The sequence below is a fragment of the Micromonospora sp. B006 genome (genome assembly GCF_003408515.1).
Classification (GTDB): Bacteria; Actinomycetota; Actinomycetes; order Mycobacteriales; family Micromonosporaceae; genus Micromonospora; species Micromonospora echinospora_A.
In genome coordinates this window covers 4372501-4398737 of sequence record NZ_CP030865.1, presented here as the reverse complement: position 1 = coordinate 4398737, position 26237 = coordinate 4372501, and the positions used below count along the sequence as shown (strand labels likewise).

Below are 26237 nucleotides of genomic sequence, written 5' to 3'. Positions count from 1 at the left end.
GCGGCACCGGTCTTTCCCGGCCCGCTCGTGACGGTCCGCTGAGAACCGAGTCTTCCATGCACGGACCGCTCTCGGTGGTCGAGGTCACGCTCTCATTCCGGTACCGGTCGATACGGCAGGGGGTGGAGGATCGGGGGTGACCGTGCCGGGTCCCCGGCGCGGACGAAGTCGTGAAGGGATGACACCGTGACCGAACGTGTCACCGCGGACATGTGGTTCGACCCGCTGTGCCCGTGGGCCTGGATCACCTCCCGTTGGCTGCTCGAGGTCGAGCAGGTCCGGGACGTGGACATCCGGTTCCACGTGATGAGCCTGTCCGTGCTCAACGAGGGCCGGGACCTCCCGGAGGAGTACCAGGACCTGATGGTCAAGGGCTGGGGTCCGGTGCGGGTGTGCATCGCCGTCGAGCAGGCGCACGGCGCCGAGGCGCTGGCGAAGCTCTACACCGCGATGGGCACCCGGATCCATCTCGGCAAGGAGGAGCTGGGCCGCGACATGCTGGTGGGCGCGCTCACCGACGTCGGTCTGGACCCGGCGCTCGCCGACGCCGCCGAGTCCACCCAGTACGACGACGCGTTGCGGGCCAGCCACGAGGCGGGCATGCGGCCGGTCGGCACCGAGGTCGGCACGCCGGTGGTCCACGCGCCGGGCCCGGACGGGGGGCAGGTCGCCTTCTTCGGCCCGGTGATCACCCCGGCGCCCAAGGGCGAGGCCGCCGGCCGCCTCTGGGACGGCGTGCTGCTGGTCTCCGCCACCCCCGGGTTCTACGAGCTCAAGCGCACCCGCGAGCAGGGCCCCATCTTCGACTGACGCGGTGTAAGGAAGGGCCCCTTCTTAACGCCTCCGGTAGAGGAAGGGGCCCTTCTTAACACCCCGGGCCCTCGCGACGCCGCGCCCCGAGCCCCGCGCCGCCCGTCACCGGGCCGGTGCGGGGCTCGTTTCACCGGGTGTCCCAGCCGACGGCCCGCGCGGGGCCGCACCACGGCAGCTCCTGGAGGCGTTCCCATGGCTAAGCACCGCCGCATGTCCGACGACGCGCCGCAGCAGGCGACCGAGGACTCCGGTGCGACGTACTGGTCGGTGACCGAGAGCGACTGGCCGGCCGGCCCGGCCGAGGTGGCCGACCTGCTGGCCCCGCCGATCGTGGTCGGTGTGGCCCGGGTGGTGGCCACCTCGCGGATGACACCGCCGGCCGAGACCGTCCGGCCCGGCCGGGCGCCGTCGCGGACCGGCGCCGCGGCCCACCCGGCAGCCGCGGGTGCGACGACGGTACGCCTCAACGCCGGCTCCCGCCCCGCCGCGCCGGCCCGCCGTCCGACTCCGGGCCGGCACCGCAACCCCACCGCCTGAGTCACCTTCCCGGTGTTAAGAAGGGGCCCTTCCTCTACCGGAGGCGTTAACAGGGGGCCCTTCCTTTCACCTGGTGGTAAGCGGGTGAGTCCGGCGGCGGGGGCGATCGGGGCCCGGGTAGCGTCAGCGGACATGACGGTCGTGCATCCGATCACCCGGGCCTGGATCACCACTGGCGGCACCGGCGCGCAGAACTACGACGAGTTCGCCGACGACGCGGAGATCACCTCCATCGTCGAGGCGAATCCGCACAGCGCTCTGGGCATCGAGATGCCCCACCGGGCGCCGGGCAGCCTCGGGAAGTCCTTCCTCGACGCGCTGCCGGACGCGGTGGCGCGCCTGGCCGAGGCGAAGGCGGACGGCAGCTACACCCCCGCCGAGCAGGTCGTGGTGCTCTACCGGATCAGCGCGCCGGGCGAGGAGAGCGCGTACGGGCTGTGGGCGATGGTCGACACCGACCAGATCTCCACCCGCGCCGACGAGCCGGGTCTGGTGATCCGCAACGAGGACGTGTTCATCGCCAAGGTGCGCGAGCGCGTCGCCCTGGCCGAGGCGATCGGTCACCTGCTCTCGCCCGTACTCCTGCTCCAGACCGGCAAGGGCGACGAGCTGCACGCCGCGCTCGCGGCGGCGACCGAGGCGGCCGGGGCGCCCGCCGCGACCGACGTCGACCAGTCCGGTCGCACGCACGCCATCTGGCTGCTCGGCCCGGGCCCGGCGCAGGACGAGCTGACCGCGCTCGCCGGCGGCGGGGATCTGGTGGTGGCGGACGGCAACCACCGCAGCCTGGCCGCGCAGACCGGCGGGTTCCCGCGCTTCCTGGCGGTGGTCACCACGCCCGCGTCGGTCGCCATCCAGCCCTACAACCGGCTGGTCAGCGAGCTGACCACCACGCCGGACGAGCTGCTCGACCGGCTGCGTGCCGCGGGCGCGGAGATCACCGCGGTGGACGGGCCGGTGGACGTGCCGGCGACCGGCGGCGTCGTGCACCTCTACCTCGGCGACCGGGGGTACGCGGTGACGCTGCCGCACGTCGGCGCCGGCCGGCTGGAGAACCTCGACCACGCGCTCGTCGAGCGTCTGCTGCTGCGCGACGCGCTGGGTCTCGACCCGGGCGACAAGCGGATCACGTACGTGGGCGGCGACTACCCGGCGAGCTGGCTCGTCGGTGAGGTCGCCGCCGGCCGGGCCGAGCTGGCGGTGCTCGTCGCACCGGTGACCGTGGACGACTTCGTCGCGGTGAACCTGGCCAGGGAGAAGATGCCCCGCAAGAGCACCTGGTTCACCCCGAAGGCGCGGGCCGGCCTGGTCGTGGCCGAGCTGCCGCACTGACCGTGTGACGTACCGCCTCCGGGCCGCCGCCGGTGCGCCGACCCGGAGGCGGGCCTGTCAGACTGCGCGGTATGCGCGTCTACCTGGGATCCGACCACGCCGGTTTCGAGTTGAAGGTGCACCTCGCCAACCACCTGGCCAAGCAGGGCTACGAGGTGGTGGACGTGGGTCCGCACGCCTTCGACCCGGACGACGACTACCCGGCGTTCTGCCTGCACACCGGCGACCGGGTGGTCGGTGACCCGGGCAGCCTCGGCGTGGTGATCGGCGGCTCCGGCAACGGCGAGCAGATCGCCTCGAACAAGGTCTCCGGCGTCCGGGCGGCGCTGGCGTGGAACGTGGAGACCGCCCAGCTGGCCCGCGAGCACAACGACGCCAACGTCGTCGCGATCGGCGCCCGGCAGCACACGCTGGACGAGGCGACCGCGCTGGTGGAGGCGTTCCTGACCACGCCGTTCTCCGGCAACCCCCGGCACAGCCGGCGTATCGAGCAGGTGGCCGCCTACGAGCAGAGCCGCAAGCTGCCCGAGCTGCCCGCCTGACCGGACGCCGCCGGGCTCACCGCCCGTTGCGGGGCAGCTCCTCGCGGGGCACCCAGTTGCGCCGGATCAGCACCACCCGCTCCTCGGCCACGGCGAGATCGTCGTCGGTGGGGCGGGCGGCGTCCCGTGCCCGCAGCGCGGCGGTGACGCTCACCTGCGACGAGCCGGAGCCGACCAGCCCGCGCAGCCCGCGCTCGCCCTCCTCGGCGGGCGCGGCGCGGCGCGCGCGGGGCTCCGGCTCGCCCGGCCGGCCGCCGCGCGGGGACCGGGGCGTCACATCGTCGTGTACGGGAGCGGTGCTGGCGGTGGAGCCGTCGGCGCTGTCGGCCGGGGCGCCGGCCTCGCCGTGATGCCGTAGCCGTCGCCGCCGTCGCTCCGCCTCACCCATCCCCCGACCGTACCGCCCCACACCCATCGGCGCTCCCACGAGCGCGGGCGGTCAGAAGACCTCCATGGGGGAGGGGGCGCGGTGCCAGCTGAACGCGGGGGTGAGCGCGGTCAGGGTGTGCGGGACCAGCTCCCGGACGTGCCCGGCGGCGGCCAGCGCGGACGGGTTCGCGCCGCCGAGGTACAGCTCGCCGAGAGCGCGTACGTCGCACGCCAGCGCCGCGGGGGCGGTGGTGGGCGTGCACTGCGCGCCGTCGGGACCGCCGACCAGCCGCCAGCGGCCGGTGTTCTCCTTCAGCAGTTCGTCGGTGACCTCGATCACCACGTCGACGTCGGTGGCGTAGCGCCGGGCGGCGAGCGCGGCCGGCACGTCCACCACCCGTACCCAGAGCGCGTCGGCGAGCTGCGGGGAGAGCTGGCGGGGCTCGTCCACCAGCCGCAGCAGCGGCTCGTCCAGTGCCGCGATCGGGAACGACAGCCGGCGGGTCAGGTCGACCGAGAGCAGCAGCCGCCACAGCGCCGTGTACGCCTCCGGCGTCAGCGCCACCACCTCGCCGACATGCGTCTCGGCCTGCGGGCCGGTGGCCGAGGAGCTGTCCTTCGTCCGGTAGAGCGCGTACCCGTCGAGCCCGCCGGGGCCCTCGTGCAGCAGCACCCGGCGTTCGGTGGCGCCGCCCCGGTGCGCCTTGAGGTCCGCCAGCAGGTACGACCACCAGCGCTCGTCGCGGCGGGACCAGCCGGGACGGTCGGCGCGTGCCTGCTCGTACAGCCGGGCCAGCTCGTCCCGGTGCGCGTCCGGACGGTCCAGTCGTAGCGTGCCCTCGGCGGACGTCGGGGCGGGCAGGCGCAGCCCGGTGGTGTCCACGGACAGCACGTACCGCGGGGCCGCCGACCCGTAGCCGAAGCGGGGGTAGATGCGGCTCTCGCTGGCCCAGAGCACCGCGATCGGTTCCCGGCCGGCGTCGCGGACGTCCCGCAGCTGGCGGCGCATCAGCGTGGTGAGCAGGCCGCGCCGCCGGTGCGTCGGTGCGACAGCGACCATGGTCACGTGGGCGGCCGGCACGTGCGCGCCGGGTACCGCGATCTCGCGGCTGAACGCGGCGGCGTTTGCCACGACCGTCCCGCCGTCGCGGACCAGTAACGACCGGTCCGGCTCGAAGATCGGGCGTTCGAGCGCCTGCACGTCGGGGTCGAGATCACCGTGGAAGGCCAGCGCCAGCAGCGCCGCGATGTCGTCGAAGTCCTCAGCCCGGGATACCAGCACGTCGGTCACGGCACGTGTGTATCGCACCGTGACGGGGGTCGGCACCCTATTTGCGGGCTGGCTACCCTCGGAACCGAGGCCGGAATCGGTCGAGGGGGAGGACGAAGATGGCGGACCAGACACAGCCGTGGGCCGAGCGCACCGTGGAGGTGCCGCCCCAGCCGGGGGTGGTGCCCCCGCAGCGGGACGCGTTCCAGCGCGGGGTGGCGGCGGTCGGTCAGCCGCGCACGCCGCGTACGCCCCGCACCGAGCAGTTCCCCACCGTCGAGCAGCACGGCGACTGGGCCGGTGAGCCGGCGCCGCGCCGGCCGATGAGCTGGCACCTCGCCCAGGCTCGCAAGGGCGGCGAGTTGAGCGCCGCCGGGGCCCTGTTCGCGTTCGTCTGCTGGGGCATCTGGGCGATCTCCGGGCGGGGCAACCTGATCGCCCCGCTGCTCACGTTCGTGCTCAGCCTGCTCACCGCGGTCGGCCTGTTCGCGCTGGCCCGGCTGCTCGGGCGGCTGGTCCTGGAGCGGCAGTTGGGCCGGGTGCGCCGCAGCGCCAAGGGCGCTCACCTGGTCACCGCGTTGTTCCTGGTCGGCGTGGGGGTGGCGTACCTGCAGCAGACCGAGTGGGTGGTCTCCGCCTGGAACTGGGTGACAGGCGTCTAGGTGACTGTCGTCCGTCCGGCGCACGCCGGACGGACGACAGGGGACGTCGGCGTCAGAAGGTGGTCGGTGCGCCGGCCGTCTTGCAGGCGGCGTTGATGTCCTTGCTGGCCTTCTCCATTGCGGGGTTGTCGGCGGCGGTGCCCGGGTCGGGGGCCGAGCCCGCCTTGCCGGCCTCCGCGGCGAACTCCTTCAGGGCGGTGGCCGCCTCGCCGTCGCCGGCGGTTCCGGCCAGCTTGGTCACCCGGTCGCCGAGTTCGGTCAGGATCGCGCCGGTCTCCTTCGTCAGGTCGCCGCCTCCCTGCACGACGGCCATGAGCTTCGTCCGCATGTCCTTGTTGATCTTTTCTGCGGCGGTGCAGAGGTCCTTGTCGCTCACGGCGGCCGCCGACGGCGAGGGCGCCGCCGTGGAGGGGACCGCGGAGGCCGACGTGGCCGCCGGCCCGGCCGTGGTCGAGGGCTTCTCGTCGCCGCACCCGGCGAGGGCCAGCACGGCACAGGTCAGGAGGATCGGGAAGATCCGGTTCGATTTCACGCCTGCGCACGCTAGTCGACGGCCGTCATTGATCAAAGTCGGTTTGCCCGGGTCGGCCCTGGGATGCGCGGGCGGGACGGCATCTCGCCGCCCGCCCGCGTGCCCGGCCGCGGTACGCCGCGGCACCGGTCGTCTCTCCACCAGGACCGTGTTGCCTTACCCCGCCCCACGGGCTTCATCCGTCGCCCGTTGGGCTGAGCGGTCACCGCTGCTCGTCGGCCTTCGGCGACGCGACCCGGGCGGCCGGGTCCTCGACGCCGGGCTCGCCGCCACCGGGCGCCACCATGCCGTCGTAGTTGTAGACCACACCGTCGTCGCCGTGCTGCTTGGTCGTCCGGATGTAGCGGTGGATCATCCCGTCGATCTCGATCTCCACCAGGGCCTTGCCGTCCGCGTCCTGGGTGCTGCCGTCGCGGGGACCGCCCACCAGGTACGCCTTCGTGTTCGTCTCCATGTGCCCGCCCTACCCCCGGCAGGGCCGCCGGAAACGACAGGCGACGGTACCGCCCGCCGCCGTGGGCGGCCGTTCAGCGAGCCGGGGCGTGCTTCCGGCGCACCGGACCCGTCCGGCCGTCGTGCCGCCGCGCCGCCGCCGCGCAGCATGACGGCATGGGCGCGTATCGATCAGCGTACGAGCGGAGCATCGCCGATCCGGCCGGCTTCTGGCGGGACGCGGCGGCCGACATCGACTGGGTCATCCCGCCGGAGCGCATCCTGGACGAGGAGGCGGCGCCGCTGTACCGCTGGTTCCCCGACGGGGTGCTGAACACCTGCCACAACGCGCTCGACCGGCACGTCGCCGCCGGGCGGGGCGACCAGCCCGCGCTGATCCACGACAGCCCGGTCACCGGCACGGTCCGAACGCTCACCTACGCCGAACTGGTCGCCGAGACGGCCCGGTTCGCCGGTGCGCTGCGCCGGCTCGGCGTCGGCCGGGGCGACCGGGTGCTGCTCTACCTGGCGATGGTCCCGGAGGCGGTGATCGCCATGCTGGCGTGCGCCCGGATCGGCGCGGTGCACTCGGTGGTCTTCGGCGGCTTCGCCGCGCACGAGCTGGCCGTCCGGATCGACGACGCGCGGCCGAAGGTGGTGGTGGCCACCTCCTGCGGCATCGAGGCCGACCGGGTGGTGCCGTACCACCCGATCCTGGCCGCCGCGCTGGACGAGGCCGCGCACGCGCCGGAGCGCTGCGTGGTGGTGCAGCGCCCGCAGGAGCCCGCCCCGCTGGTGCCGGGCCGCGACCTGACCTGGGCCGAGGTGATGGCGGACGCGGAACCGGCGCCGTGCGAGCCGGTGGCCGCCACGGACCCGCTCTACGTCCTCTACACCTCCGGCACCACCGGCCGGCCCAAGGGCGTGGTGCGGGACAACGGCGGGCACGCGGTGGCGTTGCGCTGGTCGATGCGCAACGTCTACGGCATCGAGCCGGGCGACGTCTTCTGGGCCGCCTCCGACGTGGGCTGGGTGGTCGGCCACTCCTACATCGTGTACGCGCCGCTGCTCACCGGCACGACCACAGTGCTCTACGAGGGCAAGCCGGTCGGCACCCCCGACGCGGGGGCGTTCTGGCGGGTCGCCGCCGAGCACCGGGTGGCCGCCCTGTTCACCGCGCCCACCGCCATCCGGGCGATCCGCCGTCAGGACCCGGACGGCGCGCACATCGACCGGTACGACCTGAGCGCGCTGCGTACCCTCTTCCTCGCCGGTGAGCGGCTTGACCCGGACACCTGGGCCTGGGCGGGGCAGCGGCTCGGCGTACCCGTTGTCGACAACTGGTGGCAGACGGAGACCGGCTGGCCGGTGGCGGCCAACCCGCGCGGCCTGGAGCCGCTGCCGATCAAGCCGGGGTCGCCGACGGTGCCGGTGCCCGGCTACGACGTGCGCGTGGTCGACGGCGCGGGCCGGGACGTGCCGCCCGGCACGGACGGCTCGATCGTCATCCGGCTGCCGCTGCCGCCCGGCTGCCTGCCCACGCTCTGGGGTGACGACGAGCGGTTCGTCCGCTCCTACCTGTCCACGTTCCCCGGTCACTACCTGACCGGTGACGGCGGCCGGTTCGACGAGGACGGCTACCTGTACGTGATGGGCCGCACCGACGACGTCATCAACGTCGCAGGGCACCGCCTGTCCACCGGCGCGATGGAGGAGGTCCTGGCGACGCACCCGGCGGTGGCCGAGTGCGCGGTGATCGGCGTGGCCGACGCGCTGAAGGGGCAGGTGCCCAGCGGGTACGTGGTGCTCAAGGCCGGCGCCGACGTCGACCCGGACGCGCTCGCCGCCGAGCTGGTCGCGCTGGTCCGGCAGCGGATCGGCCCGGTGGCCGCGTTCCGCCGGGTGACTGTGGTGCCGGCGCTGCCGAAGACCCGCTCCGGGAAGATCCTGCGCCGCACCATGCGGGGCCTGGTCGAGGGGCGCGACGAGCCGGTCCCGGCGACCATCGACGACCCGGGCGCGCTCACCGTCTTCCGCGACCTCGGCGCCACGGGCTGAGACGGGCAGGGCTGACGCGGTCCCCGGCCGGACTCCACCGGCCGGGGACCGCCTGCCCTCAGCGCCGGACCGGGTTGCGGGCCGCGTAGTCGCGGGCCACCCGGACCAGCTCCACCAGGCCGCCGGCGTACTCCTGAGCCTCGCCGTGCGCCTCGTCGAACGGCGGCTGGAAGCCGACGCCCTCCCACTGGCCGGTGGCCTCGTTCCACCTGTCGTTGCCGACCTCGAAGTCCCAGGCGAAGATGCCCAGCTCGTAGTAGAGCTGGTCGGCCGAGTTGCCGGCCGCCGAGTAGAGCACGTCGGCGACCGGGCCGGTCTGCGACGGCCAGGTGACGGTGCCGCGCTCGGCCGCGATGGCCCCGACGATGCGCCGGGCGCTGGCCAGGAACAGCGTCGACTCGTCGATCGACGGGCGCGGCAGCGTCACCCGCCCGTCGGCCTTGTACGCCCCGGGCGGCCACATGAAGTAGCCGCCGTAGGAGTGCACGTTCATCGCGAACCTGATGTTCGGATGGGCCTTGGCCAGGTCGACCACGTTGCGGCTCTCCGGCTCGGACAGCTCCGCAGTGCCCGCGTAGTTGCCGGACAGGCAGTTCGCGCTCGCGCCCACGTACCCGTCGAACAGGGATCCGACGGTGTAGTTGCGGTTGACGTCGACGCCCCACATGTTCCGGTACTTCGGGTCCCGTGCCTCGCCGGCGCAGTGGTTGACCAGGTTCTTGCGCTGGAAGTTGTAGTCGTGGAACGAGTAGTTCGCCCCGTCCGGGTTGACCGTCGGGATGACGAACACGTCCACCTGCTCCAGCAGCTTGCGGGTCGCCGCGTCGGTACGCGCGTTCGCCAGCAGCCGCTCGGCGAACTCCAGCGTGACGAGCGGGGTGGCCCACTCGCGGGCGTGCTCCTGCGAGTACGCCAGCACGCCGATCCGGGAGCCGTCACGGTGCTTGCCGATGCGCAGCGCCTGCACCGTCCACGGCCGGGCCGGCACCTCGGTGCCCTGCAATCCGTCGTCGAGGCGTACCGGCCCGGCGACCGGCATCGGCAGCCCGGCCGAACCCTCCTCCACAGTTGCCCGGAAGCGGGCGCCGCGCGGCGCGTTGATCAGGGCGGCGACGTCGTCGGTGGTGCTCGTCACAGTGCCCGCGCGGTCGGTGGCCAGCGAAATCGTGAGCACCCGGTCCCGGTAGCGCATGCTCAGCGGCCGGTTCGGCCGGCCCGGGTCGACGGTGCGTACCTGCACGCCGTTCATGCCCTGGTCGCCGAAGCGGACCGACTCCACCACCACGGCGGCGGCCGCCGGGTCGCCCAGGTAGGCGGCGGCGTTGCGGCGGTACCCCTGGGTCTTGTTCGGCAGGTCGATGACGTCGACCAGGTCGCGGTACTGCCGGCCGAGCCGGGCGATGCGCGCCTTGATGTCCACCGGCGTCAGATACGCGTCGATGAAGTCCTTCTGGTAGCCGGCCGGCTGCGGCGGCGGGGTCGCGTTCGGCCACAGCGACGGCGTCACCGGCCGGCTCGTGCCGCCCAGCGTGGAGGTGGCGGTGAGCTGCACCGGCCGGCTCGGCACCGGCTGCGGCAGCTCGTAGTGGTACTGGTACTCGCCCGAGTCCTCGAAGCGGTACAGCGGGAACGAGCCGGTGGCGCCGTCGGCCGTACGCCAGGTGACGGTGATCTCCACGTCCGGGTCGTCGGTGGCGGTGGTGGCGACCTGGGCCTGGAGGAAGGTCCGCCCGCCGGTGGTCCACCAGTACGCCTGGAGGAACTGGAGCGTGTCGACAGCGGTGGCGGCGCCGCTCGTCCGCAGCCCGGCGCGGGTGCGCTCCTGGGCGGCGCGGCGGCTCTCCGCGATCCTGCGGGTGCCGTCGTCGGCCCGCTGCACCACCTGCAGGGCGGTGGCGCCCTGCCGGGTGAGGTCGGTGAGCTGCCGGCCGGTGAGGACCAGGTCGGCGATCCACTCGCCGTCGCGGGAGCGGGGACGGTTGGCCAGGTCCGCGCCGCCGGCGACGAGGCGGTCGAGTTGGGCCCGGTCGGCCAGTTGGACGCGCACCAGGGCGGTCTCGGCGGGGGCGAGGGTGATCGCGGGGGCGGCCGGCGCGGCGGCGCCGGGGCCGGGATGGGACAGGACAGCGGCGATCAGGATGCTTGTGGTGGCGAGCGCGGTCCACCGTCGTCGGACGAACACGGGGCCTCCTGACGAACGTCGATCTCTCTGCCGTTCACACCAGTCGAGGCATCGATCGCTGTCAAGCTCACTTCCGGTCAGCCGGCGAACCGGTACAACCGGAACTCCTTGTCCGCGCCGCACACCAGAATCTCCGTGTTCCACGAGCAGGACTCGCTGCGGATCTGCTTCAACTGCCCCATCTCGACCGGCTTGCCGTCCACCGCCGTCCCGGCGAGGACCCGGTCGTCCTCGTACGCGCTCGGCGCCTCGGAGAAGATCAGCAGGTTGCCGGCATCCAGCCGGACCGCGAACCCGTCCCGGTCCCGCAGCACCTTCGCCGTGCCGTCCGGCGCGAACAGCGTCACCGCGTCCGGCGAGCCCTGCACGGCCAGCACGTGCTGACCGACCGGCACCAGCGACTCGGCGCGTGGCGCCGCCCACTGCCGGGTGCCCTCACCCTCGGTCGCCGCCACGACCCGGGTGCCGTCGGCGCCGCCGGCGGGCGTCTCCAGCAGGCACACGCGACGTTCCCCGCAGGTGACCAGATCCTTCACCCGGCCGCCCTGCTCCGGCGCCTCGTACAGCACGCTGGGCGTGCCGAGACCGGCCAGGTCGTAGGCGAGCAGCCGCAGGCCACGGTCGTCCTCCGCCACGTACAGCCGGTCGTCGCGGGCGGCCATCGGATCGTCGAGGCCTGCCACGTTGCCCCGGTCCTTGAGGATCTTGCCGCTGCGCAGCTCCAGGACCCGGACCGAGCGGTCCGCGCCGACCTGCACGAGCCGGTCCGCCTTCCCCGCCCAGGGGACGAGCGGTGAGCCCTCGGCGTTCCCGGGCCCGTCCAGCGCCGCGCCGGTGCCGACCGGCAGCACCTTCGTGCGCGCGTCGCCGTACTCGGTGCGCGGGTTGCGCCGCTCCCACCGCTGCCGGCCGTCGTCCAGCCGCAACCCGACCAGGCGCTCGCCGGCGCGGTCGACCCGGACCACCGTGTCGGGCCCGAAGAACAGCGCGTCGTCGCGGCCGATCTCGGTCCGCCACCGTTGCGTGCCGGAATCGCCGTCGAGCACCGCGAGCACGCGCGGGGTGCTGCCGGTGCCCTCGCCGAGGACGAGCAGCCCGTCGGGCAGCGCCCGGACCCCCGCCCACCGCTGCGTGGCCGCGTCGGTCCGCTTCTCCCAGACCGTCGTGCCGGTGGCCGCCTCGACGGCTGTCACGTGGAGGTGGCCGTCGGGCAGCGACCGGACCAGATAGGAGCGGTTCCCGAGCGTCGCGGTGAACATCTGGCCCGTCCGCGTGTCACCGGCGGGCACCGTCTTCACCAGCTCGGCGGTGTGGAAGTCCAGCGCCGGGTGCCGGTCCCGGAACACCCAGAGCAGCACCACCGCCGCCACGGCGACGACCACGAGACCCGCGCCGAGCGCGATCCACCGGCCGCGCCGTGGCCGGCCGCCGCCGGGCCGGACACCGTTCGGCGCGGGGGAGAAGGGCGTTCCGGGTACGCCGGACGGCCGGCCGCCGCCGGGCGGGGGCGCGGACGGTCCGGGTACGCCGTAACCCGGGTACGGCGGAACCGGACCGTGGGCGGCCGGCATGTGGTCGTACCTCGTGGGCTGGGGCGGAACCGGGCCGGCGAGCGGCGTGCCGTCGTACCTGGTGGCTGGGGTCTGCGGGACGGGCCCGTCGGCGACCAGCGTGCCGTGCGGACCGGCGGGCGCCGCGTCCGGACCGCCGAGGGGCGCGGTCGGGCTCGTCCTCGTCGCACCGGCCGCGACCGTGGCGGCGCTCGCCGTGTCGGTGCCGGTCCCGCCCGGCGCGGGCCCTGTCCGTTCGGGCTGCGTGGGCGCGGGCTGGGCCGACGCGAGCTGGGCCGGCACGGCGGGGCGCCCGGACCGCCGGGGCAGCGGCAGGTCGGTGAGCGCGCCCTCGGCGACCGGCATCTCCGGCTGCTCCAGCACCGTCGGCGCGATGCCCAGCTCGGCGTGCAGCAGCCGGGCCACCAGCGGCACCCGGGTCGACCCGCCGACCAGGAACAGGCCGCTGAGCTGTTCCGGGCGCAGCCCGGCGGCGGCGGTCACCTCCCGTGTCTCCGTCACCGCCCGGGCCAGCAGCGGCGCGGCCAGGCGTTCGAAGTCCTCCCGGGTCAGGGGCACCGCCGCCTCCACCCCCGGTACGGCCACCGGCGCCACCATGGCCCGGGACAGCATCTCCTTCGCGCCGCGCACGTTGTCCCAGAGCTGCTGGCGGTCCCGCCGCTCGGCGGTGGTCGTCGGATCGGTCAGCCGGGCCCACTCGCCCGGATGGGCCGGGCCGACCAGCTCACCGAGCCGTCCGAGCAGGGCCGCGTCCAGGTCGAGCCCGCCGAGGTCGGGGATCCCGCCGGTGGCGATCAACTGGAAGCCGGAGTCGCCCCACGGGTCGGCGCCTTCGTTGCGCAGCACCGCCACGTCGAGCGTGCCGCCGCCGAAGTCGAACACCGCCACCGAACCGCCCACCGGCACCGGCCGGCGCAGCACCTGCGTGAAGTAACGCGCCGCGGCCACCGGCTCGCGCAGCAGGCGGGTGCCGGGCGCGATCGGCCCGGCGAGCGTGTGCTCGGCCGCGGCCGGCCAGCCGGCGAGTTCCAGCGCGTCGTGCAGCACCTGACGGCGGGCCGGCGTCCAGGCCGCCGGGTGCGTGACCACCGCCGGGGGCAGCATCCCGACCGCCGCCACCGCCGCGTCCGCGACCGCGCGCAACGTCGCGGCCAGCAGCTCCGCCGGCCGGTACGCCCGCCCGCCCAGCTCGACGGTCTCCTCGTCGACCCGGCGCTTCGGGTTCGGCTCGTAGGCGGCCGGGTCGGCCTGGGCCAGGCGTTGCGCGTCCCGCCCGACGTGCAGGTGACCGTCCGCGTCGGCGTACACGCCGGAGGGCAGGATCGGATGGCCGTCGACGAGCACCGGCCGGGTCCGCCCGTCCGGCCAGCGCAACACCGCCACCGTGTTCGAGGTGCCGAGGTCCACGCCGAGGGCGAAACCGTCCTGCTGGCCTGCCATCCGCGGCTACCTCCACCACCCGACGAGGATGTCCGGCCCGCATCGTACGCAGGCCGCGCCGCCTCACCGTTCACCCGGCCCGGGGGAATGGACTGGCCCGTCCGGCCCTGCTCCGCATACCGTCGCCGTCATGAGGGTGATCTCCGTCAACGTGGGCCGACCGCAACCGAACCCCTGGAAGGGCATCGGGGCCACCGGCATCGACAAGCGGCCCGTGGACGGCCGGGTCGCCGTCACCGCGCCCGGACCGAAGGGCACCGGCGCCGTCGGGCTCGCGGGCGACCGGGTCTACGACGTGGCCCACCACGGCGGCGCCGACCAGGCGGTCTACGCGTACGCGCGGGAGGACCTCGACCACTGGGAGGCCGAGCTGGGCCGCCCGCTCGCCGACGGCTGCTTCGGGGAGAACCTGACCACCACCGGGCTGGACGTCAACGGCGCGCTGATCGGCGAGCGGTGGCGGATCGGCCCGGACCTGGTGCTGGAGGTCACCTGCCCGCGCATCCCGTGCGGCACGTTCCAGGGGTGGCTGGGCGAGCGCGGCTGGATGAAGCGGTTCACCGAGGAGGTACGGCCCGGGGCGTACCTGCGGGTGGTCACGCCCGGCAGCGTCGGGGCCGGAGACCCGGTCGAGGTCGTGCACCGGCCCGACCACGACGTGACGGTGGCGCTGGTGTTCCGGGCCACGACACTGGAGACGGAGCTGCTGCCCCGGCTGCTGGTGGCCGACGCGCTGCCCGAGGAGGACATGGCGCGGATCCGCCGCCGCCTGTCCTGACCGCGCCCGTCAGGGGTGTCCGCGTCCGGTCCGCCGCCTGGCCGCCACCACCAGCCCGGCGGTGGCGAGCGCCGCCACCGTCACGCCGCCGACGATCCACCAGGTGGCGGGGACATGCCGGCCGGCGACCCGCGTACGCTCCGCCGAGGCCACGGACGACGTGGTGGCCGACGTCGGGGCCGACACCTCGCGGATTCCGGCGCACAGGCCGGTGGCGCCGCCCGTCGAGTTCACCCGGTACCGGGTGTCGAGGCGGAAGTCGTAGCCGCAGGAGGCGCTGCCGGGCCGGACGCTCAGCGCGAGGGTGTGCCCGACCTGGGCGCCGCCCTTCTCGACGGACTCGACGGTGAGCCCGACCCCGCGGTCGGTCACCTGCGAGACGGTGCCGACGACGATGCTGTCGGCGCGGTCGTCCTGTTCTGTGGTGGACCCGACGCACGAGCACGCCCAGGCGGGTTCGGCCGGTGACATGACCACGACGAGGCCGAGAGCTGCCAGTGCGACGACAAGTAGGGCACGAAGTCTCATGACCGCTTCGACGTCGTCCGACCCACTCGGGTTCCGCGCCGCTTGACGTCAACCGGACTTCAGGTCGGACGCTTCCGGGTGTGCCGAACTCTGTTCTCGACGAGGCGTACGAGCGCGTGCGCCACACCGGTCCCGAGCGCGACGGGTGGCTGTCCAACCACGTGCCGATGGCCGCGGAGGCGCTGGTCCGCCACGGTCACGGGCGGGCGGTGCACCGCTGGATCGACGCGTACGCCGACCGGCTGGAGGAACGTCCACGTGGCATCCGGCGCATCGCCGCCGACGAGTGGCGCGATCCGCTCGGCGACCCGGTGCGTACCGGCGACTGGCTCGACTTCTTCGACCGCGAGCTGGCCGGCGAACCGTGGCGCGACGTGCTGGCCCGGTGGTGGCCACGACTGCTGCCGGGCATCGCCGCCGGCGCCACCCACGGCGTCATCCGGGTCGGCCACGCCGTACGCGCCCTGCTGGACGCCGAGACCGGACCGCGGGTCACCGAACTCGGCAACGGGCTCGCCTACTGGGCCGCCCGCTGGCAGCCGCTCGCGCCGCCGGGCGCCGGGCCGTACCCCGCGACCGACGCGCGGTCCGCGCTCGACGCGGTGCCCCGCGTACCCGATCAGCGGTTCGGCATCCGGTCCCGCCTGGCGCAACTGGCCGACCTGACCCGGTGGCCGGCCGTGACGGCGGCGGTGCCCGGCGACGCGGCCGACGACGCGCCCACCCGGCTCGCGGCGGTCGTCGACGCCGCCGTGCTCCGGCACGGCACGCACGGGTACGCCGCCCCGGTCATGCTCGTGCACGCGGCGACCGCGCCGAACGCCGTACTGCGTGCCCTGCCGGCCCTGCCGCCGACGCTGTGGCAGCCGAGCCTGGCCGCCGCCTGGGCGGCGACCGCCGCCGTCACCGCCGCCTACGCACCGGCCGAGGCTCGTGCCCTCCCGCCGGCCGCCGGGCTGGAACTCGGCGAGGTCATGGCGCGGGCGCTGGACACCGGGGACGCGCACGCGATCAAATTCACCGACACCCTGAGCGACGCGTACGCCCGCGGCGGCGACCCGGTCCTGCTCGCCGTCGCCGCCCGATCCGTCGAGCAGATCGCCGCCGACTGACCACCTGGAGAGCCGATGACCCCCGACGACGAAGCGTTCCTGCGCCGCGCCGTGGAATTCGCCGACCGGGCCGGCGCGTCCGGCGAGCGGCCGTTCGCGTCGCTGCTGGTCGGCGCGGACGGCACCGTCCTGATCGAGGACCACAACACGGTTGTCTCCGAACGGGACGTCACCGCGCACCCGGAGCTGAAGCTGGCCCGCTGGGCCGCCCGGCAGCTCGCCCCCGAGGCCGCGGTCGCCACCACCATGTACACCAGTTGCCAGCCCTGCCCGATGTGCACTGTGGCGATCAACGCGTCCGGCCTCGGCCGGGTCGTGTACGCGCTGTCCACCGAGCAGTTCGAGCAGGTCAAGCCGGCCACCCCGGCGCCGCGCCCGGTGCGGTACGACGGACCGGCGCTGTTCGACGAGGCGCGCCGGCCGATCGAGGAGCACTACTAGGAGGCGGTTCCGGCCCTCGCGCCGGGCACCGGGGATGGCGCGTGATGGCTACGCTGAGCCGCACTACTTCAGGGGGTGGGCCGGTGCGGCATCGGCTGCGGCACGTCGCGGTGGTCCTGCTCGGTGCCCTGCTGCTCGGCATTGTCGGTCTGGCCGCCGGGTCCTGGTACGGCGGCCGGGGCGCCGTCCCGGTCAGCCTCGACAAGGCGCTGAGCGCGGCCCAGGAACTGCTCCCCGGGACCGAGCCGATCGGCTCGCTCACCGCGCTCGGCTACCGGTACGGCGTCGCGCTGGCTCCCGACGACCTCGGCAGTGGCGAGGTCGAACTCCAGTACGGCGGCGGTGCGGACTGCGCGCTGTCCGAGCGGCTGCGGGTCGCCGCCGAGACGCGGGGGTGGCGGGAGTTCCGCGACGTGCCGGGTTCCCCGTGTGACGGCTGGCGGGCCGAGAGAGACGGAACGGCGCTCACGCTCACCCACCTGGCGAACGGGCCGAGGCTGAGCATGGAACCGGCCGCGCCCCGCGGGTTCCTCGCCGCCACGATCACCGGCACCCTGCTCGGCGCCGCCGCCGGCGCGGCCCTGTTCTGGCTGCTGGCGCGGCGACAGCCGCGCGTACCCCGGCTGGTGGGTGTGCTGGTGACTGTCGCCCTGCTCCCGGGCGCCGCGATGACCTGGACGGACCTGGCCACGGACGGGCTCGCCGAGCCGGTGTGGCCGCTCTGGCAGTCGCTGGCGCCCGTGCTGGTGCCGGCCTCGCTCGTGCTCCTTCTGGTGCTCGTGATCGTTCTCGCGAAGCGACAGAAGCCGGCAGTGCCCGCCGCCGACGCGAAGCCTGCCGCGCGGGCGGGCAGCCCGGGTGCCGGCTGACGGCGCCGCGGGGCCGGTATCGTGCCGCGCGTGACGAGCGCCGACTGGTCCGACGTACGCGAGCGGCTGGCACGACTGGGCGCCGCGCCCGGCGCTGGCGAGGGCAGTGGTTTCCGGCCGCTCCACGACCACGACGGCACGCCGCTCGGCTTCGCCCGCTGGTACCGGCGTTGGCTGGAGCAGGCAGAGGACCAGGTCTCTCCAGCCGGGTGGCTCTAGTCGAACCACTGTGGCTCTAGTCGAACCACACCACCAGGCGCACGCCGTCATCGCCGAAACGCTGCCCGAGCACGCGCATGACGGCGAACACGTGCTCCCATCCGGTGCCCGGCCCGAGCACGTCGTGCCGGGTCATCACCGGTCCGTACTCGACGGTGACCCCGCCCGCGTCCCAGCGACCCGGCGCCGCCTCGACGGGCGACGCGCCGGCAGGGGGAACGCCGTACTTGTCGACGAACGCGCGGGGCCATTCGTCGTCCACCCGGAACCTGCGCAGCAGCGGCGGATCCTCCACTCGCAGGAGCCCGCGAGCAAGGGGCACGACCGACATGTCGAGGTCGCGCAACTCGGCCCAGGACACCCAGCTCGCACCATGAACGGCCGAGTCCAGTTGCCTGTCCTTCTCATAGCTGCCACGTACCGCGCTCGACACGTCCGCCGGGAGGCCACGCTCAGCCGCGACCGGCTCCCAGCGGAGCCAGTTCCGTACGCCGAAGAGGCAGGCGAAGGCATCGTCGTCGTCGTTCAGATAGAGCGGGGCGATCGGCATCAGGCACACCCACGGCTCCCACTCGTACCAGTCCTCATCCGCGAAGGGGTGCCGGACCTCGACGAAGCCATAGATGTCGGTTCCCACGGCGACAGGCTAGTGGATGCGACCGCATCCCATTATTCAAGATAGTCGTCCTATAATTCGAGACATTGGAGCTATGCTCAACGGGCCGTCAGGAAGTCGTCCGGGAGGCTGGGCTGCAATGGTGAGTGCCGAAAACGTTTACACACACGGGCATCACGAGTCGGTGCTGCGGTCGCATCGCTGGCGGACCGCGGAGAACTCGGCCGCCTACCTTTTGCCCCAACTCGCCTCGGGCGCGTCACTGCTCGACGTCGGCTGCGGTCCGGGCACCATCACCGCCGACCTCGCCGCCCGGGTGACGCCCGGCCGTGTCACCGCCGTCGAGATGAGCGCCGAGGCGCTGCAGCTCGCCCAGGCCGAGGCCGCCGCACGCGGCCAGGACAACATCGACTTCGCGGTCGCCGATGTGCACTCCCTCGACTTCGACGACGACACCTTCGACGTCGTCCACGCCCACCAGGTACTCCAACACGTGGCCGATCCGGTGCAGGCGCTGCGCGAGATGCGGCGGGTCTGCCGCCCCGGCGGCCTCGTAGCCGCGCGGGACAGCGACTACTCGGCGTTCACCTGGTTCCCGAGCCTCCCCGTGCTGGACGAATGGCTGGCCCTGTACCAACGCGCCGCCCGCGCCAACCGCGGCGAGCCGGACGCCGGCCGGCGCCTGCTCTCCTGGGCCCGTGCCGCCGGCTTCGACCACGTCACCGCCACCGCGAGTACCTGGTGCTTCGCCACCCCCGAGGACCGCCAATGGTGGGGCGGAATGTGGGCAGAGCGGATCCTGCACTCAGACCTGGCCCGGCAGCTCGTGAGCTCGGACATGGCCACCGAGGAGGATCTGCGCCGCGTCTCCCTGGGCTGGCAGGAGTGGGCCGCGGCGGACGACGGCTGGTTCGTCATCCTGCACGGCGAGATCCTCTGCCGCGCCTGACACCCATGCGGCCAGAGCAGCTGATGGCCCGGGGGAGTGACCGGCCCAGGATCAGGGGAGGCAGCCTCTGACCTGGGCCGGAGGCTGTTGGAGCGGGCGACGGGAATCGAACCCGCACCGTCAGTTTGGAAGACTGAAGCTCTACCATTGAGCTACGCCCGCGTGCGCCCCACCACGGCAGGGCGCGCCGACAGCGTACCCAATCCCGGTAGACGTCGCGAAGCGCATACCCCCGCGGTCGCCGCCGACCGTCAAGATCGCCACTACTTCGGCGAGGTGGCGCCTTCCCAGGCCCTCGGACCCAGCCACTTCCCCGAACTGGCGCCCGACACCACCCGACACCGCCCGGCGGACGCCGCGCCGCGCCCCGGTCACCCGCGTGGGGGACCGGACGGCATACACTCTTCGTCGCCACGGGGTGTGGCGCAGCTTGGTAGCGCACTCGCTTTGGGAGCGAGGGGCCGTGGGTTCAAATCCCGCCACCCCGACTGTCGTTCGCGACCGGGTCGTCCCGGGAACCGCCGGTTTTTCCGTGCGGTGCCCGGGCCCTGCCGATGCCGTCGGCCGGCTCGCCTACACTCGATGCGCGCAATCACGCCCCAGAACCAACACCCAGATCCGTCAAGGAGTACGCCTGTGAAGAGCACCGTCGAGACTCTGAGCCCGACGCGCGTGCGGCTCGCCATCGAGGTGCCGTTCGTCGAGCTCGAGCCGAGCCTCAAGAAGGCGTACCGGGAGATCGGCCAGCAGGTCCAGGTTCCCGGCTTCCGCCGGGGCAAGATCCCCGCTGCCGTCATCGACCAGCGGGTCGGCCGGGGCACCGTGCTCAACGAGGCGGTGCAGGAGGCCATCCCGCAGAACATCCTCGCCGCGGTCCGGGAGCACGACCTGAAGACGCTCGGCCGTCCCGAGGTCGAGATCACCGAGTTCGCCGACGGCGACTCGCTCAACTTCACCGCCGAGGTGGACGTCCGGCCGGAGATCACCCTGCCGGACCCGGCCACCATCGAGGTGACCGTCGACGAGATCGAGATCGCCGACAGCGAGATCGACGAGCAGATCAACAGCCTGCGCGAGCGGTTCGCCACGCTGAAGACCGTCGAGCGGGCCGCCCAGGAGGGCGACTTCGTGCAGATCGACCTGAACGCCACTGTCGACGGCGAGGAGGTCCCGGGCGGCTCGGCGAGCAACATCTCGCACGAGGTGGGCAGCAAGCAACTCCTGCCGGGTCTGGACGAGGCGCTCGTCGGCCTGGCCGCCGGCGACGACACCACCTTCACCACGCAGCTCGTCGGCGGCGACTACGCCGGCCGCGACGCCGACGTGGCGGTGACCGTCCGCACGGTCAAGGAGAAGGAGCTCCCCGAGCTCAACGACGACTTCGCGCAGATGGCCAGCGAGTTCGACACCATCGACGAGCTGCGCGCCGACCTGCGTGAGCGGGTGACCCGGAACAAGCAGGTCGAGCAGATCTACGCCGCCCGCGACAAGGCCCTGGAGCAGATGGTGGCCGCCGCCGAGGTGCCGGCGCCCGAGGGTGTCGTCAAGGAGGAGGTCGAGAGCCGCAAGGCCGCGATGGTCGACCAGCTCGAGCGCATCGGTGCCTCCCTGGAGGAATACCTCGCGGCGGAGGAGAAGACCGAGGAGCAGATCGACACCGAGCTGACCGAGGCGGCCACCGACGGCGTCAAGATCCAGCTCCTGCTGGACACCCTCGCCGACGCCGAGGACGTGCAGGTCTCCGACGACGAGTTCGGGCACGAGATCGTGCACCGCGCGCAGCGCGCCGGCATGGCCCCGCAGCAGTACTACGACCAGCTGGTCCGCTCCGGCGCCGCCGCGGCCGTCTTCGGCGACGTCCGCCGGGGCAAGGCGCTCGCCGCGGTGATGGAGAAGATCAAGATCAAGGACTCGGCGGGCAACGAGGTCTCCCTCGACGCGCTGCGGGCCCAGAACGAGGCCGAGCACGACCACCAGCACTGACCGTCGGGGGTGTCGGCCGCCGTCCCGCGCTGCGCGCCGGGAGGCGGCCGAAACCCTTTCCGGGGTACGCCGTGCGGGTGACTGCGCTGAGAGCGAACAGTGCCCCGACCGGGAGTACGCCTCCCGGGTGAGCGGTTAGTGTCGGGTAGGACGGTACGGAGAGCGAAGGGCTGCCATGACCGACATGCACATCCCCAAGAAGTCGCTCCGGGTGAACGAGGCCCGCGGTGGCGACTCCATTGGCAACCTCGACGACTCGGTCTACAACCGGTTGCTCAAGGAGCGGATCATCTTCCTGGGCAGCGAGGTGAACGACCAGGTGGCCAACCGCATCTGCGCGCAGCTGCTGCTGCTCGCGGCGGAGGACCCGGACCGCGACATCTTCCTCTGGATCAACTCGCCGGGTGGCTCGGTCTACTCCGGCATGGCGATCTACGACACGATGCAGTACATCGACAACGACGTCTCGACCGTGGCGATGGGCATGGCGGCCTCCATGGGCCAGCTGCTGCTCTGTGCCGGCACCAAGGGCAAGCGGTACGCCCTGCCGCACGCGCGGATCATGATGCACCAGCCGTCGGGTGGCCTCGGCGGCACCGCGTCGGACATCGCGATCCAGGCCGAGCAGATGCTCTACACCAAGCGGATGTTCCAGGAGCGGGTCGCGTTCCACACCGGCCAGGCCCAGGCACAGATCGAGGCGGACTCGGACCGTGACCGCTGGTTCACCGCCCAGGAGGCCATGGACTACGGCTTCATCGACAAGGTGATCATCGGGGCCGCCCAGGTTCCGGATGGCGCCGGGACCCTGAGCTGACCGAGGAGCTGACGATGACCGACCTGAGCCTGCCGCCCCAGTTCGCGGCCGTGCACAACCGCTACGTCCTGCCGTCGTTCGTCGAGCGCACGTCGTACGGGATGAAGGAGTCCAACCCGTACAACAAGCTCTTCGAGGACCGGATCATCTTCCTCGGCGTCCAGGTGGACGACGCGTCGGCCAACGACGTGATGGCCCAGCTGCTGACGCTGGAGGGCACCGACCCGGACCGGGACATCATCATGTACATCAACTCGCCCGGTGGCTCCTTCACCGCCATGACGGCGATCTACGACACCATGCAGTACGTCCGCCCGGACATCCAGACCGTCTGCCTCGGGCAGGCGGCGAGCGCGGCGGCGGTGCTGCTCTCCGCGGGCACGCCGGGTAAGCGGATGGCGCTGCCCAACTCCCGGATCATCATCCACCAGCCGGCCACCGAGGGCGGCTACGGCCAGGGCTCGGACATCGAGATCCAGGCGCGGGAGATCCTGCGGATGCGGACGCAGCTGGAGGACATGCTGTCCCGGCACTGCAACCGCCCGATCGAGCAGGTCCGTAAGGACATCGACCGTGACAAGATCATGACGGCCGAGGAGTCCAAGGAGTACGGGCTGGTCGACACCATCCTGACCAGCCGCAAGAAGGGTCTGCTGGCGTCGCACGCCGCGGGCTGAGCCACGTGTGGTCGGAGGTCGGTCGGGGTATCGTTCCCGGTCGACCTCTGACACACCGGTTTTGGGGGTCGGAGAAAACCCGGCCACCGGGTAACGTCGGGTCTGTACCGCTCCGCCGGTCGGATCGGGTGGATCCGACAGCATGGTGGAACGACAGGACGGACGGGCGCTCCGGCGTTCGCAGGTCAGGGCCGGCTTCCGGCCGATGAGTGCAGGGAGAACGTAGGTGGCACGGATCGGTGACGGCGGCGACCTACTGAAATGCTCGTTCTGCGGCAAGTCGCAGAAGCAGGTCAAGAAGCTCATCGCGGGCCCTGGCGTCTACATCTGCGACGAGTGCATCGATCTCTGCAACGAGATCATCGAAGAGGAGCTGGCCGAGTCCGGCGAGGTGAAGTGGGAAGAGCTTCCCAAGCCGATGGAGATCTGCCAGTTCCTCGACAACTACGTGGTCGGTCAGGAGCAGGCCAAGAAGGCGCTCGCCGTCGCGGTCTACAACCACTACAAGCGGATCCAGGCCGAGGCCGCCGGCGCCCCGGGCTCCGGCACCGACGGGGTGGAGCTGGCCAAGTCCAACATCCTGCTGCTCGGCCCGACCGGTTGCGGCAAGACCCACCTGGCGCAGACGCTCGCCCGGATGCTCAACGTCCCGTTCGCGATCGCGGACGCCACCGCGCTCACCGAGGCGGGCTACGTCGGCGAGGATGTCGAGAACATCCTGCTGAAGCTGATCCAGGCCGCCGACTACGACATCAAGCGCGCCGAGACGGGCATCATCTACATCGACGAGGTCGACAAGATCGCCCGTAAGTCGGAGAACCCCTCGATCACCCGTGACGTCTCCGGGGAGGGCGTGCAGCAGGCGCTGCTGAAGATGCTCGAAGGCACTGTCGCCAACGTGCCGCCGCAGGGCGGGCGCAAGCACCCGCACCAGGAGTTCATCCAGATCGACACCACGAACGTGCTGTTCATCTGCGGTGGCGCGTTCGCCGGGCTGGATCAGATCATCGAGGCCCGCACCGGCTCCGGCGGCACCGGCTTCGGCGCCCGGCTCCGGTCGGTCTCCGAGCGGTCGACCGACGACATCTTCAGCCAGGTCATGCCGGAGGACATGCTGAAGTTCGGGCTGATCCCCGAGTTCATCGGCCGGCTTCCGGTAATCACCAACGTGCGCAGCCTGGACCGGTCGGCCCTGGTGCGGATCCTGACCGAGCCGCGCAACGCGCTGGTCCGGCAGTACCAGCGCCTGTTCGAGCTGGACGGCGTGGAGCTGGAGTTCGAGCAGCCCGCGCTGGAGGCCATCGCCGATCAGGCCATGCTCCGCGGCACCGGCGCCCGTGGGCTGCGGGCGATCATGGAAGAGGTTCTCCTCTCCGTGATGTACGAGGTGCCGAGCAACCCCGACGCCGCACGGGTGCTGATCACCCGCGAGGCCGTGCTGGAGAACGTCAACCCGACGATCGTGCCCCGCGAGTTCACCGGCCGGCGCCGGCGGGACCGCGAGGAGAAGTCGGCCTGACCGCCGTCGCGACCGCGCCCGGGTCAGCTCGGGCGCGGTCCGCGTGAGCGGGTCCGCCGGTCCCACTCGCCCGACGGGGTGACCACCACCATCATCAGGCGTACCGGCTCGTCGCCTGCAGTGCGGTAGCCGTGCTCGCGGTCGGCGTGGAACTCGACAGTCTCGCCGGCGCGTACCTCGTGGTCGACGCCGTCGACGGTGACGGTCGCGGCGCCGTCGAGCACGTGCAGGATCTCCCGGGTGCCGTGGGCGTGGTCGGGGGAGCGCAGCACCTCACCGGGTTCCATCCGCCAGTCCCACAGCTCGACCAGGTCGGGTTCGCCGAGACCACTGAGCAGCCGCGCCAGGCCGCCGTGCGGGCCGCGCCACAGCACCGGCGCGTCATCGGCCGCGCTGATCCGTACCGTGCTCTCCTCGGCCGGCTCCAGCAGCCGGGCGATGCTGACGCCGAACGCGTCGGCGACCCGGCAGAGCGTCCCGATGCTCGGGTTGGTGCGGGCGCCCTCGATCTGCACGAGCATGCCCTTGCTGACTCCGGACCGGCCGGCCAGTTCCTCGAAGGACCAGCCGCGGGCGGCTCGCAACTCACGTACCTGGCGGGCGACCGCCGAGGTCACCGCGCCGACCCGGCCGCTTGCGTCGGTCATCACACTGTCCTTCACGGTCACTATTGTGGTACGACTGCGGGGTGCTCCCCATTGTCCTCGCCGCCGTCTCGGCGCTCGCCTTCGGCACGGCCGACTTCTCCGGCGGCAAGGCGTCCCGATGGGCCGACCCGATCGCGGTCACCGTCGTGTCGCAGATGCTCAGCCTTCCGCTGCTGGTCGTGCTCGTCCTCGTCGTGCCCGGCACCCCGAGCGCGCTCGACCTGGGCTGGGGACTGCTGGCCGGGGTGGCGGGCGCGGGCGGCGTCATGCTGCTCTACCGCGCGCTGGCCACCGGCGTCATGGCCGTCGTCGCGCCGGTCACCGCGATCACCGCGGCGATCGTGCCGATCGTCGCCGGCCTGGTCCTCGCCCATTCCCCCGGCGCCGTGGCGCTGGGCGGCGCCGGGCTCGCCGTGGTCGCCATCGCGCTGGTCAGCCTGGGGGAGCGCGGCGCCGCGCGCCGCGTCTCCGGCCGCGTCCTGGCCATGGCACTCACCGCGGGACTGCTCTTCGGCGTCTTCTTCGCCCTGCTCGGCCAGGCCGACGAGAGCGCCGGCATGTGGCCCGTGCTGGCGGTACGCGTCAGCTCCGTCGCGTTCGGCCTCGCGCTCGCCGCGCGCACCGGCACACGCCTGCGCCTCGGGCGGCGGGTGCTCGGCTGGGCCGCGGCCGCCGGCCTGCTCGACTCGGCAGCGAACGCGCTCTTCCTCGCCGCCGCCGGACGCGGTCACCTGAGCGTGGTCGCCGCCATCGCCTCGCTCTACCCGGCGAGCACCGTCCTGCTCGCGCTCGCCGTCGACCGGGAACGGCTCCGGCCGGTGCAACTGGCCGGACTCGGCTTCGCCGCCGCCGCGCTCGTGCTGTCCAGCGTCTGAGCCCTGTCGTCCGCCCGCTTCCGCCCGTACCCTCGGGTCATGCGCGTCGCCGTCTGCCAGCTCAACGCCCGCGACGACCGGGCGGCGAACCTCGCCGCCGCCGAGGCCCTGCTGGTCAGGGCCGCGGCGGCCGGCGCCGACCTCGCCCTCCTCCCGGAGTACGTCGACTACCTCGGTCCCGCCGACCGGATGCCCCCCGCGGAGCCGGTCGACGGCGAGGTGGGACGGTTCTTCGCCGAGGCCGCCCGGCGGCTGGGCATGTGGGTGATCGCCGGCTCGTTCCACGAGGCCGGGCCGGACGCCGCGCACACCTGGAACACCTCGCTGGTCTTCGACCGCGAGGGCGCGCTCGCCGCCGCCTACCGGAAGATCCATTTGTACGACGTGGAGATCCCCGGTCGCGTCTCCTACCGGGAGTCGGCAACCGTCGCGCCCGGGGAGAAGCCGGTGGTGGTCGACGTCGAAGG

26 protein-coding genes, 2 tRNA genes and 1 pseudogene (1 of these 29 running past the window's edge) are annotated in these 26237 nt (G+C 73.0%); 19 read left to right on the top strand and 10 right to left on the bottom strand.

Annotated elements, in window-relative coordinates; translation table 11 throughout:
• The first annotated feature begins 186 nt into the window (after nucleotides 1-186).
• The 4 genes from MicB006_RS19670 to MicB006_RS19655 all read left to right on the top strand — a co-directional run bounded on the left by MicB006_RS19670 (nucleotide 187) and on the right by MicB006_RS19655 (nucleotide 3224).
• Nucleotides 187-810: a disulfide bond formation protein DsbA gene (locus MicB006_RS19670; RefSeq protein ID WP_073830675.1), complete on the top strand. Its 624-nt coding sequence runs from the start codon at nucleotides 187-189 to the stop codon at nucleotides 808-810.
• Between the two features lie 213 nt (nucleotides 811-1023).
• Complete coding sequence (locus MicB006_RS19665; RefSeq protein WP_225980423.1) at nucleotides 1024-1350, top strand: hypothetical protein; 327 nt, start codon at nucleotides 1024-1026, stop codon at nucleotides 1348-1350.
• Nucleotides 1351-1482: 132 nt separating this feature from the next.
• Entirely contained in the window at nucleotides 1483-2682 is a 1200-nt protein-coding gene (locus tag MicB006_RS19660) for a DUF1015 family protein (protein ID WP_116508061.1), read from the top strand.
• Nucleotides 2683-2753: 71 nt separating this feature from the next.
• Nucleotides 2754-3224, top strand: a complete 471-nt coding sequence (locus MicB006_RS19655) for a ribose-5-phosphate isomerase (RefSeq protein ID WP_116508059.1) — start codon at nucleotides 2754-2756, stop codon at nucleotides 3222-3224.
• A gap of 16 nt (nucleotides 3225-3240) precedes the next feature.
• Here MicB006_RS19655 and MicB006_RS19650 read toward each other — a convergent pair whose 3' ends face one another.
• A complete protein-coding gene (locus tag MicB006_RS19650; protein ID WP_116508057.1) occupies nucleotides 3241-3612 on the bottom strand; it encodes a hypothetical protein in 372 nt (123 codons plus the stop codon).
• A gap of 51 nt (nucleotides 3613-3663) precedes the next feature.
• Nucleotides 3664-4884, bottom strand: coding sequence for a GNAT family N-acetyltransferase (locus tag MicB006_RS19645; RefSeq protein WP_225980422.1), 1221 nt, complete (start codon nucleotides 4882-4884; stop codon nucleotides 3664-3666).
• A gap of 98 nt (nucleotides 4885-4982) precedes the next feature.
• Between MicB006_RS19645 and MicB006_RS19640 the strand changes: the two genes are divergently transcribed.
• A complete protein-coding gene (locus tag MicB006_RS19640) occupies nucleotides 4983-5525 on the top strand; it encodes a hypothetical protein (protein ID WP_116508054.1) in 543 nt (180 codons plus the stop codon).
• A gap of 52 nt (nucleotides 5526-5577) precedes the next feature.
• Here the strand turns inward: MicB006_RS19640 and MicB006_RS19635 are convergent, their stop codons facing one another.
• Nucleotides 5578-6057, bottom strand: coding sequence for a hypothetical protein (locus tag MicB006_RS19635; RefSeq protein ID WP_116508052.1), 480 nt, complete (start codon nucleotides 6055-6057; stop codon nucleotides 5578-5580).
• A 202-nt stretch (nucleotides 6058-6259) separates the two neighbouring features.
• On the bottom strand, nucleotides 6260-6511 hold the full coding sequence (locus MicB006_RS19630; protein WP_116508050.1) for a hypothetical protein: 252 nt from the start codon (nucleotides 6509-6511) through the stop codon (nucleotides 6260-6262).
• An 89-nt stretch (nucleotides 6512-6600) separates the two neighbouring features.
• On the opposite strand from MicB006_RS19630, the pseudogene MicB006_RS19625 reads away from it, so the two are divergent.
• A pseudogene (locus tag MicB006_RS19625) lies at nucleotides 6601-8547 on the top strand (propionyl-CoA synthetase); the annotation flags it as partial.
• Between the two features lie 58 nt (nucleotides 8548-8605).
• Here the strand turns inward: MicB006_RS19625 and MicB006_RS19620 are convergent.
• Complete coding sequence (locus MicB006_RS19620; RefSeq protein ID WP_116508047.1) at nucleotides 8606-10729, bottom strand: M14 family zinc carboxypeptidase; 2124 nt, start codon at nucleotides 10727-10729, stop codon at nucleotides 8606-8608.
• A gap of 77 nt (nucleotides 10730-10806) precedes the next feature.
• Nucleotides 10807-13740 carry an Hsp70 family protein gene (locus MicB006_RS19615; protein ID WP_116508045.1) on the bottom strand — a complete coding sequence of 978 codons (2934 nt, stop codon included), beginning with the start codon at nucleotides 13738-13740 and terminating at the stop codon, nucleotides 10807-10809.
• A 130-nt stretch (nucleotides 13741-13870) separates the two neighbouring features.
• Between MicB006_RS19615 and MicB006_RS19610 the strand changes: the two genes are divergently transcribed.
• Nucleotides 13871-14518: an MOSC domain-containing protein gene (locus MicB006_RS19610; protein WP_116508043.1), complete on the top strand. Its 648-nt coding sequence runs from the start codon at nucleotides 13871-13873 to the stop codon at nucleotides 14516-14518.
• Nucleotides 14519-14527: 9 nt separating this feature from the next.
• Here MicB006_RS19610 and MicB006_RS19605 read toward each other — a convergent pair whose 3' ends face one another.
• Complete coding sequence (locus tag MicB006_RS19605; protein WP_116508041.1) at nucleotides 14528-15046, bottom strand: hypothetical protein; 519 nt, start codon at nucleotides 15044-15046, stop codon at nucleotides 14528-14530.
• 80 nt (nucleotides 15047-15126) lie between these two features.
• Here MicB006_RS19605 and MicB006_RS19600 point away from each other — a divergent pair, with 80 nt between their 5' ends.
• The 4 genes from MicB006_RS19600 to MicB006_RS19585 all read left to right on the top strand — a co-directional run bounded on the left by MicB006_RS19600 (nucleotide 15127) and on the right by MicB006_RS19585 (nucleotide 17687).
• On the top strand, nucleotides 15127-16158 hold the full coding sequence (locus MicB006_RS19600; protein WP_116508040.1) for a questin oxidase family protein: 1032 nt from the start codon (nucleotides 15127-15129) through the stop codon (nucleotides 16156-16158).
• Nucleotides 16159-16173: 15 nt separating this feature from the next.
• Nucleotides 16174-16599, top strand: a complete 426-nt coding sequence (locus tag MicB006_RS19595) for a nucleoside deaminase (RefSeq protein WP_116508038.1) — start codon at nucleotides 16174-16176, stop codon at nucleotides 16597-16599.
• An 83-nt stretch (nucleotides 16600-16682) separates the two neighbouring features.
• Entirely contained in the window at nucleotides 16683-17468 is a 786-nt protein-coding gene (locus MicB006_RS19590) for a hypothetical protein (protein ID WP_116508036.1), read from the top strand.
• A gap of 30 nt (nucleotides 17469-17498) precedes the next feature.
• Nucleotides 17499-17687, top strand: a complete 189-nt coding sequence (locus MicB006_RS19585; RefSeq protein ID WP_152037856.1) for a hypothetical protein — start codon at nucleotides 17499-17501, stop codon at nucleotides 17685-17687.
• Nucleotides 17688-17703: 16 nt separating this feature from the next.
• On the opposite strand, the gene MicB006_RS19580 is transcribed toward MicB006_RS19585, so the two are convergent.
• Nucleotides 17704-18324 carry a hypothetical protein gene (locus MicB006_RS19580; protein ID WP_116508032.1) on the bottom strand — a complete coding sequence of 207 codons (621 nt, stop codon included), beginning with the start codon at nucleotides 18322-18324 and terminating at the stop codon, nucleotides 17704-17706.
• A 118-nt stretch (nucleotides 18325-18442) separates the two neighbouring features.
• Here MicB006_RS19580 and MicB006_RS19575 point away from each other — a divergent pair, with 118 nt between their 5' ends.
• Complete coding sequence (locus MicB006_RS19575) at nucleotides 18443-19252, top strand: methyltransferase domain-containing protein (RefSeq protein ID WP_116508030.1); 810 nt, start codon at nucleotides 18443-18445, stop codon at nucleotides 19250-19252.
• Between the two features lie 88 nt (nucleotides 19253-19340).
• Here MicB006_RS19575 and MicB006_RS19570 read toward each other — a convergent pair.
• Nucleotides 19341-19414 (bottom strand) — tRNA-Gly (locus tag MicB006_RS19570).
• A gap of 252 nt (nucleotides 19415-19666) precedes the next feature.
• On the opposite strand from MicB006_RS19570, the gene MicB006_RS19565 reads away from it, so the two are divergent.
• The 5 genes from MicB006_RS19565 (at nucleotide 19667) to clpX (ending at nucleotide 24248) form a co-directional block, all read left to right on the top strand.
• Nucleotides 19667-19740: transfer RNA gene (locus tag MicB006_RS19565), tRNA-Pro, on the top strand.
• Nucleotides 19741-19888: 148 nt separating this feature from the next.
• Nucleotides 19889-21235, top strand: coding sequence for a trigger factor (tig, locus tag MicB006_RS19560; RefSeq protein ID WP_073830694.1), 1347 nt, complete (start codon nucleotides 19889-19891; stop codon nucleotides 21233-21235).
• A gap of 175 nt (nucleotides 21236-21410) precedes the next feature.
• Complete coding sequence (locus MicB006_RS19555) at nucleotides 21411-22052, top strand: ATP-dependent Clp protease proteolytic subunit (RefSeq protein ID WP_073830695.1); 642 nt, start codon at nucleotides 21411-21413, stop codon at nucleotides 22050-22052.
• Between the two features lie 14 nt (nucleotides 22053-22066).
• On the top strand, nucleotides 22067-22729 hold the full coding sequence (locus MicB006_RS19550; protein WP_013288034.1) for an ATP-dependent Clp protease proteolytic subunit: 663 nt from the start codon (nucleotides 22067-22069) through the stop codon (nucleotides 22727-22729).
• A gap of 226 nt (nucleotides 22730-22955) precedes the next feature.
• Nucleotides 22956-24248: an ATP-dependent Clp protease ATP-binding subunit ClpX gene (gene clpX / locus MicB006_RS19545; RefSeq protein WP_116508028.1), complete on the top strand. Its 1293-nt coding sequence runs from the start codon at nucleotides 22956-22958 to the stop codon at nucleotides 24246-24248.
• A 23-nt stretch (nucleotides 24249-24271) separates the two neighbouring features.
• Here the strand turns inward: clpX and MicB006_RS19540 are convergent, their stop codons facing one another.
• On the bottom strand, nucleotides 24272-24895 hold the full coding sequence (locus MicB006_RS19540; protein ID WP_073830711.1) for a helix-turn-helix domain-containing protein: 624 nt from the start codon (nucleotides 24893-24895) through the stop codon (nucleotides 24272-24274).
• A gap of 41 nt (nucleotides 24896-24936) precedes the next feature.
• Here MicB006_RS19540 and MicB006_RS19535 point away from each other — a divergent pair, with 41 nt between their 5' ends.
• Entirely contained in the window at nucleotides 24937-25770 is an 834-nt protein-coding gene (locus MicB006_RS19535; RefSeq protein WP_116511625.1) for an EamA family transporter, read from the top strand.
• A gap of 39 nt (nucleotides 25771-25809) precedes the next feature.
• A protein-coding gene (locus tag MicB006_RS19530; protein WP_116508026.1) for a carbon-nitrogen hydrolase family protein crosses the window boundary here: on the top strand, nucleotides 25810-26237 show its 5' portion. 370 nt of this gene lie beyond the right edge of the window; only the first 428 of its 798 coding nucleotides appear in the window; it begins with the start codon at nucleotides 25810-25812; its stop codon lies beyond the right edge, outside the window.

Bases quoted from the DNA above. Each gene is read 5' to 3' on its own strand.
- MicB006_RS19540 (WP_073830711.1), bottom strand. From the start codon at position 24,895: ATGACCGACGCAAGCGGCCGGGTCGGCGCGGTGACCTCGGCGGTCGCC.
- MicB006_RS19595 (WP_116508038.1), top strand. From the start codon at position 16,174: ATGACCCCCGACGACGAAGCGTTCCTGCGCCGCGCCGTGGAATTCGCC.
- MicB006_RS19615 (WP_116508045.1), bottom strand. From the start codon at position 13,740: ATGGCAGGCCAGCAGGACGGTTTCGCCCTCGGCGTGGACCTCGGCACC.
- MicB006_RS19555 (WP_073830695.1), top strand. From the start codon at position 21,411: ATGACCGACATGCACATCCCCAAGAAGTCGCTCCGGGTGAACGAGGCC.
- MicB006_RS19610 (WP_116508043.1), top strand. From the start codon at position 13,871: ATGAGGGTGATCTCCGTCAACGTGGGCCGACCGCAACCGAACCCCTGG.
- MicB006_RS19655 (WP_116508059.1), top strand. From the start codon at position 2,754: ATGCGCGTCTACCTGGGATCCGACCACGCCGGTTTCGAGTTGAAGGTG.
- MicB006_RS19665 (WP_225980423.1), top strand. From the start codon at position 1,024: ATGTCCGACGACGCGCCGCAGCAGGCGACCGAGGACTCCGGTGCGACG.
- MicB006_RS19640 (WP_116508054.1), top strand. From the start codon at position 4,983: ATGGCGGACCAGACACAGCCGTGGGCCGAGCGCACCGTGGAGGTGCCG.
- MicB006_RS19630 (WP_116508050.1), bottom strand. From the start codon at position 6,511: ATGGAGACGAACACGAAGGCGTACCTGGTGGGCGGTCCCCGCGACGGC.
- MicB006_RS19605 (WP_116508041.1), bottom strand. From the start codon at position 15,046: ATGAGACTTCGTGCCCTACTTGTCGTCGCACTGGCAGCTCTCGGCCTC.
- MicB006_RS19575 (WP_116508030.1), top strand. From the start codon at position 18,443: ATGGTGAGTGCCGAAAACGTTTACACACACGGGCATCACGAGTCGGTG.
- MicB006_RS19650 (WP_116508057.1), bottom strand. From the start codon at position 3,612: ATGGGTGAGGCGGAGCGACGGCGGCGACGGCTACGGCATCACGGCGAG.
- MicB006_RS19550 (WP_013288034.1), top strand. From the start codon at position 22,067: ATGACCGACCTGAGCCTGCCGCCCCAGTTCGCGGCCGTGCACAACCGC.
- MicB006_RS19660 (WP_116508061.1), top strand. From the start codon at position 1,483: ATGACGGTCGTGCATCCGATCACCCGGGCCTGGATCACCACTGGCGGC.